This is a genomic window from Micromonospora sp. CPCC 206061, assembly GCF_036906915.1.
In the GTDB taxonomy this organism is placed as follows: domain Bacteria; phylum Actinomycetota; class Actinomycetes; order Mycobacteriales; family Micromonosporaceae; genus Phytohabitans.
On sequence record NZ_JBAKHX010000141.1, the window covers coordinates 1 to 11,465 of the forward strand.

Below are 11,465 nucleotides of genomic sequence, written 5' to 3' on the forward strand. Positions count from 1 at the left end.
TCACAGGCGCCACCAAACCGAAACGCGTCAAACGGACACCACGACCTTAAGTCACCGGTATTGCGCTTAGGGGGCACGCCTAGCGGTTGCGGCGCGTCAGCAGTGTCGGCTTCGCTTCCAGGTGTGACAGGCCGTTCCACGCCAGGTTGACCAGGTGCGCGGCCACCGTCTCCTTGCGCGGCTTGCGCACCTCCAGCCACCAGCGGCCGGTTAGCGCCACCATGCCGACCAGCGCCTGCGAGTACAGCTCGGCCAGCTTCGGATCGTATCCGCGCTGCTTGAACTCGGCGCCCAGTATGTGCTCAACCTGGTGCGCCACGTCGTTGAGAATGCTGCTGAAGTTGCCGGTCGCGGACATGACCGGCGACTCCCGCACCAGCACCCGGAAGCCGTCGGTCTCGCCCTCGATGTAGTCGAGCAGCGCCAGCGCCGCCTGCTCCAACAGCTCGCGCGGGTGGCCGGCGGTCAGCGCGTTGGTGATCCGGTCGAGCAGCGCCCGGACCTCCCGGTCCACCACGACCGCGTACAGGCCTTCCTTGCCGCCGAAGTGCTCGTACACGACGGGCTTGGAGACCTTCGCGCGGTGCGCGACCTCCTCTATGGAGGTCGCGTCGAACCCGCGCTCGGCGAACAGTTGGCGGCCGATGACGATGAGCTGCTCACGGCGTTGCGCCGCCGACATCCGAACCCGTGAGCTGGGTTTGGGTGGCGCCCCGTTTGCGCTTGAAATATCTGTCACGGTGAGGGTTTTACCAACTTCGCGGCGATCCGCTCCGGCTTGGGCCAGCGCACGTCGTAGGCGGCACCGATCTTCTCGAAGACCCAGATGGTGCGCGCCGAGATGTCGATCTGCCCGCGCAGCACGCCGTGGCGGGCGCAGGTCGGGTCGGCGTGGTGCAGGTTGTGCCAGCTCTCGCCGAACGACAGGATCGCCAGTGGCCAGAAGTTCGCCGCCTTGTCGCCCTGGCGCATCTCGAACGGCCGCTCCCCGTACACGTGGCAGATCGAGTTGATCGACCAGGTGACGTGGTGCAGCAGGCCCACCCGCACGATGCCGGCCCAGAAGAACGCGGTCAGCGCGCCCTGCCACGACCAGGTGACCAGGCCGCCGGCGGCAGCCGGCGCGACCATCGAGATCAGCACGAGCAGCGGGAACAGGTTGTCGACCCGGTTGATGTCCTTGTCGCGCAGCAGGTCGGGGGCGAAGCGCTCGCGGTTGGACAGCTCGCGGTGGAACAGCCACCCCATGTGCGCGAACCAGAGGCCCTTGACCAGCGCCCAGAAGCTCGTGCCGAACCGCCACGGCGAGTGAGGGTCGCCCTCCAGGTCGGAGAACGCGTGGTGACGCCGGTGGTCGGCGACCCACTGCGTGATGTTGCCCTCGACCGCGAACGAGCCCGCCACCGCGAGCGCGATCCGCAGCCAGCGCTTGGCCTTGAACGACCCGTGTGTGAAGTACCGGTGGTAACCGACCGTGATGCCGATCCCGGCCACGGAGTACCAGACCGCGAAGATCGCGACATCGGTCCAGGACAACCAGCCGCCCCAGGCGATCGGAACGGCCGCGAACACCCCGAGGAACGGGATCACGACGAACGCCCAGAGGCCGATCAGGATGCCCTTGGACTGGGTGCCCTCGGTCAGCGGCTTGGCAACGTTGGGAGTGGACGTCTCGGCGAGGGTGGCAGGAGACATGGAACCTCACTGGCGGTGCGGGGAAAAGATTAAGTTACGCCTACGTCACCGTAACTTACGGAACCGTAGTTTGACGAGGGATGCACCGCCTAGGTTCTCCTTGCGATCAGGCGGGCGCTACGCTGGCACTCACGACAGTCGGCTGTGGTGTAATTGGCAACACTGCGGGTTTTGGTCCCGTATTTCCAGGTTCGAGTCCTGGCAGCCGAGCCATCAGTAAATGTCCGGCTTCGGACTGGTAGCTGGCCAGATGGGCTGGCGCTCCGCGGACTACCATGAGGCCGCAACCCCATGCCGCCCCGACGGGAGCTTCTCGTGACCTCTCCCCGCCCTCGTACCGTCGTCGTTCTCGCCGCCGGTGAGGGCAAACGGATGAAGTCCGCGCTCCCGAAGGTGTTGCACCCGCTGCTTGGCCGCACCCTCGTGGGTCACGTGCTGGCGGCGGCCGAGCCGCTGGGCGCGCAGCACACGATCGTGGTCGTGGGCCACGGCGCCGAGCAGGTCTCCGCTCACCTCGCCGAGATCGCCCCATACGCCGAGCCGGTGCTTCAGGCCAGCCAGAACGGCACCGGGCACGCCGTGCGTATCGCGCTGGAGGCGGCTGCCAACGTCGAAGGCACGGTGGTGGTGCTCAACGGCGACGTGCCGCTGCTGCGCTCCGACACGGTGGCGGCGCTGGTGGCCGCGCACGAGGCGGGCGACACCGAGGCGACGGTGCTGGCGGCGGAGGTGGCCGACCCGACAGGGCTGGGCCGGATCGTGCGCGACGCGAGCGGCGCCTTGGAGCGCATCGTCGAGGAGCGCGACGCGACCGCCGCGCAGCGGGCGATCCGCGAGATCAACGCGGGCATCTACGCGTTCGACGGGCGGTTGCTGCGGGCGGCGCTGGGCAAGCTGTCGACGGACAACGATCAGGGCGAGGAGTACCTGACGGACGTGTTCGGACTGCTGGCAACGGACGGCCGGCCGGTGGCGGTGCACGTGGCGGACGACGCGATTCAGACGTTGGGCTGCAACGACCGGGCGGAGCTGGCGGGGCTGCGCCGCCTGTTGCGCGACCGGGTCAACACGGCGTGGATGCGGTCTGGTGTGACGATCCTGGACCCGGCTACCACCTGGATCGACGTGACGGTGACGCTGGAGCCCGACGTGGTGATCGACCAGAACTCGCAGTTGCGTGGCGCGACCGCCGTGGCGGCGGGCGCGACCATCGGGCCAGACGTGACGCTGGTCGACACGGTGGTCGGTGCGGGTGCGTCGGTGGTGCGGGCGCACGCGATCGGCGCCGAGGTGGGTCCGGAGGTGAACATCGGGCCGTACGCCTCGCTGCGTCCCGGTACGAAGCTGGCCCGCAAGGCGAAGCTCGGCACGTTCGTGGAGACGAAGAACGCGGTCATCGGCGAGGGGTCGAAGGTGCCGCACCTGACGTACGTGGGTGACGCGACGATCGGCGAGTTCTCGAACATCGGCGCGGCGTCGGTGTTCGTCAACTACGACGGGGTGGCGAAGCACCACACGACGATCGGTAGCCACGTGCGGACGGGGTCCGACAACATGTTCGTGGCGCCGGTCGAGGTGGGCGACGGCGCGTACACGGGCGCGGGCACGGTGGTGCGGCAGGACGTGCCGCCGGGAGCGCTGGCGGTGTCGGGTGGGCCGCAGCGAATCTTCCCGGATTGGACGGAGCGTAAGCGGCCGGGCACCCCGCCGGCCGAGGCGGCGCGCCGCGCCAAGGAGCGCGAGCGTGAGGCAGCGCACGACCAGGGTGATGCTGGTGGGCGCGGGACGACCTCGGGAGATACTGCAACCGAGTAGTCGTCGAACCACCGACCCATGGGAGCGGATTGCCGATGGGCAGCATCGTCGCGGAAAACCGCAAAAGCCTGATGCTCTTCTCGGGTCGGGGCTTTCCCGAGCTGGCAGATGAGATCGGCGAGGCACTGGGCGTGGCGCCGACGCCGACGGACGCGTACGAGTTCGCGAACGGCGAGATCTTCGTCCGGTACCGGGAGTCGGTGCGGGGTTCGGACGCGTTCGTGGTGCAGGCCGTCACGCAGGGCGTCAACAAATGGGTCATGGAGACCCTGATCATGGTTGACGCGTTGAAGCGTGGTTCGGCGAAGCGGATCACCGTGGTGCTGCCGTTCTACCCATACTCGCGGCAGGACAAGAAGCACCGCGGGCGCGAGCCGATCTCCGCGCGTCTGATGGCCGACCTGCTGAAGACGGCGGGCGCGAACCGCATCTTGACGGTCGACCTGCACACAGCGCAGATCCAGGGTTTCTTCGACGGGCCGGTCGACCACCTGTTCGCGATGGACACGCTGGCCGGGTACGTGGAGCGCAAGTACGCGGGCCGGCCGATGGCCGTGGTGGCGCCGGATTCGGGCCGGGTGCGGGTGGCCGAGCGCTGGACTGACCGGCTGGGCGGCTGCCCGCTGGCGTTCATCCACAAGACGCGCGACCCGTTGAAGCCGAACCAGGTCGTGGCGAACAGGGTGGTCGGCGAGGTCGAAGACCGGGTGTGCCTGATCGTCGACGACATGATCGACACCGGTGGCACGATCACGCGGGCGGCGGACATCCTGCACGAGTCGGGCGCTGCCGACGTGGTGGTGGCATCGACGCACGCGTTGCTGTCCGACCCGGCGACCGAGCGGTTGAAGAACAGCCGGATCAGCGAGGTGGTGGTGACGAACACGTTGCCGCTGCCGCCCGAGAAGCGTCTCGACAAGATCACGGTACTGTCGATCGCGCCGCTGCTTGCGCGTGCGATCCGCGAGGTGTTCGACGACGGCTCCGTGACGACCCTGTTCGGGGGTCTGAGCTAACTGGCGCCTGGGCTCCGCTAGACTGGAGCGGTTGCCACGGCGAGGGTGCTCTGCGGGCCGCTGTTGAGACAGCACCAACCGCACGGGGTCACCGTGATCGACGCGGTGCTCCGGGCCCTGTCCCAGCGCGCCTCCTCGCCCGGCACCGCCGCCGTCGACCCCACGCAGCAGACGAAAGCATCAGGAGTACTTCCGTGTCCGAGGTAAAGATCAGCGCCGAGCCCCGCACCGAGTTCGGCAAGGGTGGTGCCCGTCGTACCCGTCGGGCCGGCAAGGTGCCCGCCGTGCTGTACGGCCACGGCGAGAAGCCCCAGCACATCGCGCTCCCCGCGCGGGAGTTCGCCGCCGCGATTCGTCACGGCGGCCTCAACCAGATCTTCGCGATCGACATCGCGGGAGCCGCCACGACGCTGGCGCTCGCGAAGGCGATCCAGCGTGACCCGATCAAGGACACCTTCGAGCACGTCGACCTGCTGATCGTGAAGCGCGGCGAGCAGGTGACCGTCGAGGTTCCGGTGCACCTCATCGGCGAGGCCGCCCGCGGCACGCTGGTCGTTACCGAAAACTCGACGCTGACCGTCAACGCCGAGGCGCTGCACCTGCCCGAATACCTCGAGGCCTCGATCGAGGGCCTGGAGGGTGGTTCGCGGGTGACCGCCGCCGACGTCACGCTGCCGAGCGGCACCGAGCTGGCCGCCGACCCGGAGATGGTCATCGCCATGGTGACGGTGGCGCCGAGCGCCGAGCAGCTCGAGGGCGAGACCGCGGAGGAGGCTCCCGTCGAGACCGACGAGGCTCCGGCCGAGACCGCAGCCCAGGCCTGATCGTTGCCGTGACGCTGAGCCGCTGACGTACGAAAGGGGGCCCCTGGCGGGCCCCCTTCGCATCCGTAGAGGTAGGCAGGTGGACGAGAGCTGGCTCGTGCTTGGGCTCGGCAACCCGGGCAAGGAGTACGCGCGCAATCGGCACAACGTCGGCTTCCTGGTGGCCGACCTGTTGGCCGGGCGGATCGGCGCGAAGTTCGGACGGCATCGCCGTGCGGTCGCCGAGGTGGCTGAGGGGCGACTTGGGTACGGCGGGCCGAAGGTGGTCCTCGCGAAGCCGTTGACATACATGAACCTGTCGGGCGGGCCGGCGGCGGCGCTGGCGCAGTTCTACAAGGTACCGATCGGGCAGGTCATCGCGGTGCACGATGAGCTGGATCTCGGGTATGGGCAGGTGAAGGCCAAGCTCGGCGGCGGCGAGGGCGGGCACAACGGCCTGCGGTCGATGTCGAAGTCGTTGGGTGGCAAGGAGTACGCGCGGGTGCGGTTCGGCATTGGCCGGCCACCGGGGCGGCAGGATCCGGCTGACTACGTGCTTTCCGACTTTTCGGCGGTGGAGCGCAAGGAACTGGAGTTTTTGGTGGATCGGGCCGCTGACGTGGTCGAGGCCATCGTCACGCAAGGGGTTGAAGCCGCGCAAAACGCCTATAACGGGGCGTGACGCCCGGGCCGGTCACGCGTTGATCCACGCGAGACTAGATGACTCGGGCTGGGGGCTACGGTGGAGCAGCGGCGGTTCGGCGAGTACGACGCCGAGCTGGTCCGCGACGTCGAGGACGCCTTCGACGAGAAGCTTCGCCTCTTCCCCGCGCCGCTGCGGCAGCGCGCGGCCGAGGTGCCGCGGGTGTCGGGTTGGCCGCTGCGGCGGATACCCGGGCGGCACGCGGCGATGTCACGGCGCGCCCTGTGGGAGTCCCGGTACGTCCGCACCCTGCTGGTGGGCGACCTGCTGGTCGGGCTGGCGGCGGGCGCGGTCGCGTTCGAGGCCCGCTTCGGGCTGGCGGTGACCGCTTACAACCGGGTGTACCTACTGCTGTCGCTGCTGCTCCCAGTAGCGCTGGTCGCGATGCTTTCGCTGCACCGCACGTACGAGAGCCGGTTCCTGTTCGTCGGTACGGAGGAGTACCAGCGGGTCATCCGATCGGGCCTCGGCGTGATCGCGGCGGCCGCCGTTGTCTCGTACGCCTTGAATCTGCCCTTGGCCAGGTCGTACGTCCTCGTGGCGCTGCCCGGGGCGACCGCGACGGTGCTCGCGGTCCGGTTCGTGGCGCGCAAGCGGCTGCACCTCGCCCGGGAGCGCGGCGAGTGCATGCGCCGGGTCCTCGTGGTGGGCCACGAACTGGCCGTGATGGACATGACCGTGCGGCTGCGTCGCGAGCGGTACCACGGGCTTGAGGTGGTGGGCGCGTGCCTACCGCCCGATGGCGACGGTGCCGTGGGGCTGCCGGTGTACGGGACGTTCGACGAGGTGGCCGAGGCGGTCGACGCGGCGGGCGTCGACACGGTACTGGTGCTGTCTTGTCCCGAACTGGACGGGCAGGCGCTGCGCCGGCTGGCGTGGCGGCTGGAGCGCGACGAGGTCGACCTGATCCTGGCGAGCGCCCTGATCGACGTGGCCGGTGACCGCACCACGATCCGGCCCGTCGACGGGCTGCCGATCCTGCACGTGGAGCACCCCCGGTTGGATGGCGGCGCCCGCGTGGTGAAGGAGTTCTTCGATCGCCTTGGCGCCGCGATGCTGCTGGCGATGCTGTCGCCGGTGCTGGTGGCGGTGGCCCTCTGGATCCGGCGTGATTCGCCAGGGCCGGTATTCTTTCGTCAGATCAGGGTGGGCCGGGACGGGCAGCATTTCCTGATCTACAAGTTCCGCAGCATGTACCTCGACGCGGAGGCGCGGCTCGCGGAGGTCCAGCATTTGAACGAGTACGACGGAGTGCTGTTCAAGGTGCGTAACGATCCCCGGGTGACGCCGGTGGGGCGGTGGCTGCGCAGGCTGTCGCTCGACGAGTTGCCGCAGCTGTTCAACGTGCTGCGGGGCGACATGTCGCTGGTCGGCCCGCGACCGCCGCTGCCGGAAGAGGTAGCGGTGTACCCGGACGACATGCGGCGCAGGCTAGCGGTAAAGCCCGGTATGACGGGCTTGTGGCAGGTTTCCGGTCGTTCGGACCTGCCGTGGGAGGAGGCGGTCCGGTTGGATCTGCGGTATGTGGAGAACTGGTCGCTTTCGCTCGACCTGGTCATTTTGATGCGGACCGTCGCGGCGGTCGCCCGATCCTCCGGGGCCTACTGATGGGCACCCCGGTCAGCCCTCCGGTCGTCGACGGGGCGTTCGCGCGGTGGCTCGCAACCCGCGCCGGCCAGCTGCTGCTCGGCGTGCGCGCCGAGCGCGGCCACCAAGATCCGGTGGCGCTCAAGGCGGCGGGCGACAAGCTGTCGCATGACCTCATCCGCACCGAGCTCGCGCGGTGGCGTCCGGCCGACGCGGTGCTGTCGGAGGAGGACGACCACGCCCGGCGGGCCTGGGTGGCCGGTGACGGCCCGGCGCCGCCGATCCGCCTCGACGCCGAACGCGTGTGGATCATCGACCCGCTCGACGGCACGCGCGAGTTCGCCGAGGAGGGGCGCACCGACTGGGCGGTACACGTGGCGCTCTGGGCCCGAAACGCGAGCGGACCGCACCAGCTCGCGGCGGGGGCGATCGGCCTGCCGGCGCAGCACCGCGTGCTTGGCACCGACTATCCGCCCGCGTACCCGCCGATGACGCTGTCCGCGGCGACCGGCGGCCCGCTGCGCCTGGCTGCGAGCCGCAGCCGCCCGCCCGCGTTCCTCTCGGCCGTCGCCGAGGAGATCGGTGCCGAGCTCGTACCGATGGGCTCGGCCGGTGCCAAGATCGCGGCGGTGATCGGTGGGGACGTCGATGGATACCTGCACGCGGGTGGGCAGTACGAGTGGGACTCGGCCGCGCCGGTGGCTGTGGCCACGGCCACCGGCCTGCACGCTTCCCGGATCGACGGATCTGCGCTGAAATATAACCAGGCGAATCCGCGCCTGCCCGACCTGCTCGTGTGCCGCAAGGACCTGGCCGATCGGCTGCTCGCAGCGGTGCGACGCCATCTCCAGGTAGAGTAATTTACCTTTAACCAATCGGGAAGGTCTGGAACTCGTGAGCCAGACGTCAACCACATACCGCGTCTCGCACCTCGATGCTCTCGAAGCCGAGAGCATCTTCATCATGCGCGAGGTCGTGGCCGAGCTGGAGCGGCCCGTGCTGCTCTTCTCCGGCGGCAAGGACTCGATCGTCATGCTGCGCCTGGCGGAAAAGGCGTTCACGCCGGCGCGCATCCCGTTTCCGGTCATGCACGTCGACACCGGCCACAACTTCCCGGAGGTGATCAAGTACCGGGACGCGCGGGTCGTCGATCTGGGACTCCAACTCGTGGTCGCCAGCGTGCCCGAGGCGCTCGAAGCCGGGCTGGTGCGCGAGCCCGCCGACGGCACACGCAACCGGATCCAGACGCCGGTGCTGCTGGCCGCGGTGGAAAAGTACCGGTTCGACGCGCTGTTCGGCGGTGCCCGCCGCGACGAGGAGAAGGCGCGCGCCAAGGAGCGGGTGTTCAGCTTCCGCGACGACTTCGGCCAGTGGGATCCCAAAAACCAGCGCCCCGAGTTGTGGGGTCTCTACAACGGCCGGCACCACCCCGGCGAGTCGATCCGCGTGTTCCCGCTGTCGAACTGGACCGAGCTCGACGTGTGGCACTACATCGCCCGCGAGCAGTTGTCGCTGCCGGAGATCTACTACGCGCACGAGCGCGAGGTCGTCGAGCGCGACGGCATGCTGTACGGGGTGAACGAGTACCTCGCGGCGCGGGCCGGTGAAACCCCGTTCACGGCCACAGTGCGATACCGCACGGTCGGCGACGCGTCCTGCACCGCGGCGGTGCGCTCCGACGCCGACACCGTCGAGAAGGTGATCGACGAGGTGGCCGCCACGCGCATCACCGAGCGCGGGGCGACCCGCGGCGACGACCGGGTCAGCGAAGCGGCAATGGAAGACCGCAAGCGGGAGGGATACTTCTGATGACCGCTGTGGTCACGGAAACGCGTGCAATGGATCTTTTGCGCTTCGCCACCGCCGGCTCGGTCGACGACGGCAAGTCGACGCTGATCGGGCGGCTGCTGTACGACACCAAGTCGCTGTTCACCGACCAGCTCGAAGCGGTCGAGGCGGTCAGCGCGGCGCGCGGCGACGAGTACACCAACCTGGCGCTGCTCACCGACGGCCTGCGCGCCGAGCGCGAGCAGGGCATCACCATCGACGTGGCGTACCGGTACTTCGCGACACCGCGGCGCAAGTTCATCATCGCCGACACGCCTGGGCACATCCAGTACACGCGCAACATGGTCACCGGCGCCTCCACCGCCGACCTGGCGCTGATCCTGGTCGACGCCCGCAAGGGACTGGTCGAGCAGTCGCGGCGGCACGCTTTCCTGTGCTCCCTGCTGCGGGTCCCACACGTGGTGCTCTGCGTCAACAAAATGGACCTCGTCGACTGGTCGCGCGAGGTGTTCGAGCGGATCGCCGACGAGTTCACCTCGTTCGCGGCCAAGCTTGAGGCGCCCGACCTGACCGTCATCCCGATCTCGGCGCTGCACGGCGACAACATCGTCACCCGGTCCGACAAGACCCCGTGGTACGAGGGGCCATCGCTGCTGCACCACCTGGAGCACGTGCACATCGCCTCCGACCGCAACCTGGTCGACGTGCGCTTCCCTGTGCAGTACGTGATCCGTCCACAGTCGACAACGATCACCGACTACCGCGGATACGCCGGCCAGGTCGCCTCCGGAGTGCTCAAGCCCGGCGACGAGGTGATGGTGCTGCCGTCCGGGTTCACCAGCCGCATCGCCGCGATCGACACCGCCGACGGACCGGTCGACGAGGCGTTCCCGCCGATGTCGGTCACCGTGCGGCTCGAAGACGAGATCGACATCTCGCGCGGCGACATGATCTGTCGGCCGCACAACGCGCCCGCCGTCACGCAGGACATCGAGGCGATGGTCTGCTGGATGGACGAGTCGCGGCCGCTGCAAGTCGGCGCCAAGTACGCGATCAAGCACACCACGCGGGCGGCGCGGACCGTGGTGCGCGGCCTCCAGTACCGGCTCGACGTCAACTCGCTGCACCGGGACGAGGGCGCCACGCAGCTCACCCTCAACGAGATCGGCCGGGTGCGGCTGCGCACCACCGTGCCGCTGCTCGCCGACGAGTACCGGCGCAACCGCACGACCGGCGGCTTCATCCTCATCGACGAGACCACCAACCGCACGGTCGCCGCCGGCATGATCATCGAAACCCGCTAGCCACTGCGGCGTCCGCGTTGCGGCGTCCGCGTTGCGGCGTCCGCGTTGCGGCGTCCGCGTTGCGGCGTCCGCGTTGCGGCGTCCGCGTTGCGGCGTCCGCGTTGCGGCGTCCGCGTTGCGGCGTCCGCGTTGCGGTCTCTCCCGTCGATCAAGGGCAAATGCACGTGGTTGGATCTCTTTTCCGCGTGCGTTTGCCCTTGATCGACGTGATGTTCCTTGATCGGCGCCCCGCAGGGGCGCCGATCGCGTGTCTCTGCCGCGGCCGATGCCGGGTCGTTCGCAATGACGGGCAAGCGGGGCCCCCAGCTGTGTCTGACACCGCAACCTCCCCGAACCTGTGCGGCCTACTCACGCGCCACATCGCGCTACCGTGCGGCGCCGCCGTCTGGAGAGTGGCTGCCCCTACAGGGCAGCCGGCCGCCGCAGACGTGGCCTTGTCACCCGAGATCGCGCGTGGTGCGGCCTGCGGCCCGGCCTCCGCGATGGCCGCGAACGCCTGCGGGCAGGGGCGCTCCGAACGCCTGCGGGGCGGGCGCTGCGAAAGCGCGTCGGGTGCGGCGCGTCGGGTGTCGCGCGCCGGGGGCGCGCCGCCGGGCGCGAGCCGCGCCGATCAAGGCCATTCTCATCGATCAAGGGCAAACGCACGCGGAAAAGAGATCCAACCACGTGCATTTGCACTTGATCGACGGGAGTCGGCGCGCTGCGCGCGGCCCGGCGCCGGCCCGCGTGCGCCGGCCCGCGCGGGCGGTGCGGG

Annotated in this window: 10 protein-coding genes and 1 tRNA gene; 9 read left to right on the plus strand and 2 right to left on the minus strand. The window is 69.3% G+C overall.

Annotated elements, in window-relative coordinates:
• Window positions 1-79 precede the first annotated feature (79 nt).
• Both V6V89_RS40000 and V6V89_RS40005 read right to left on the minus strand, forming a co-directional pair.
• Window positions 80-682 (minus strand): TetR/AcrR family transcriptional regulator, encoded by a 603-nt coding sequence (locus tag V6V89_RS40000; RefSeq protein ID WP_334624918.1) that lies wholly within the window; start codon window positions 680-682, stop codon window positions 80-82.
• Between the two features lie 53 nt (window positions 683-735).
• Window positions 736-1,695, minus strand: coding sequence for an acyl-CoA desaturase (locus tag V6V89_RS40005; protein WP_334624919.1), 960 nt, complete (start codon window positions 1,693-1,695; stop codon window positions 736-738).
• Between the two features lie 138 nt (window positions 1,696-1,833).
• On the opposite strand from V6V89_RS40005, the gene V6V89_RS40010 reads away from it, so the two are divergent.
• From V6V89_RS40010 to cysN, 9 genes are all read left to right on the plus strand, one after another.
• A tRNA-Gln gene (locus V6V89_RS40010) sits at window positions 1,834-1,908 on the plus strand.
• A 78-nt stretch (window positions 1,909-1,986) separates the two neighbouring features.
• Window positions 1,987-3,510 carry a bifunctional UDP-N-acetylglucosamine diphosphorylase/glucosamine-1-phosphate N-acetyltransferase GlmU gene (gene glmU, locus V6V89_RS40015; protein WP_442935310.1) on the plus strand — a complete coding sequence of 508 codons (1,524 nt, stop codon included), beginning with the start codon at window positions 1,987-1,989 and terminating at the stop codon, window positions 3,508-3,510.
• A gap of 35 nt (window positions 3,511-3,545) precedes the next feature.
• A complete protein-coding gene (locus tag V6V89_RS40020; RefSeq protein ID WP_334624921.1) occupies window positions 3,546-4,526 on the plus strand; it encodes a ribose-phosphate diphosphokinase in 981 nt (326 codons plus the stop codon).
• A gap of 194 nt (window positions 4,527-4,720) precedes the next feature.
• Entirely contained in the window at window positions 4,721-5,350 is a 630-nt protein-coding gene (locus V6V89_RS40025) for a 50S ribosomal protein L25/general stress protein Ctc (protein WP_334624922.1), read from the plus strand.
• A 79-nt stretch (window positions 5,351-5,429) separates the two neighbouring features.
• Window positions 5,430-6,011, plus strand: coding sequence for an aminoacyl-tRNA hydrolase (gene pth / locus V6V89_RS40030; RefSeq protein ID WP_334624923.1), 582 nt, complete (start codon window positions 5,430-5,432; stop codon window positions 6,009-6,011).
• Between the two features lie 228 nt (window positions 6,012-6,239).
• Window positions 6,240-7,640 (plus strand): sugar transferase, encoded by a 1,401-nt coding sequence (locus V6V89_RS40035; RefSeq protein WP_334624927.1) that lies wholly within the window; start codon window positions 6,240-6,242, stop codon window positions 7,638-7,640.
• Complete coding sequence (locus V6V89_RS40040) at window positions 7,640-8,479, plus strand: inositol monophosphatase family protein (protein ID WP_334624924.1); 840 nt, start codon at window positions 7,640-7,642, stop codon at window positions 8,477-8,479. Before V6V89_RS40035 ends, V6V89_RS40040 begins: the two co-directional genes overlap by 1 nt.
• Before the next feature lie 34 nt (window positions 8,480-8,513).
• A complete protein-coding gene (cysD, locus tag V6V89_RS40045) occupies window positions 8,514-9,428 on the plus strand; it encodes a sulfate adenylyltransferase subunit CysD (RefSeq protein ID WP_334624925.1) in 915 nt (304 codons plus the stop codon).
• Entirely contained in the window at window positions 9,428-10,711 is a 1,284-nt protein-coding gene (gene cysN / locus V6V89_RS40050; RefSeq protein WP_334624926.1) for a sulfate adenylyltransferase subunit CysN, read from the plus strand. Before cysD ends, cysN begins: the two co-directional genes overlap by 1 nt.
• Window positions 10,712-11,465 lie beyond the last annotated feature (754 nt).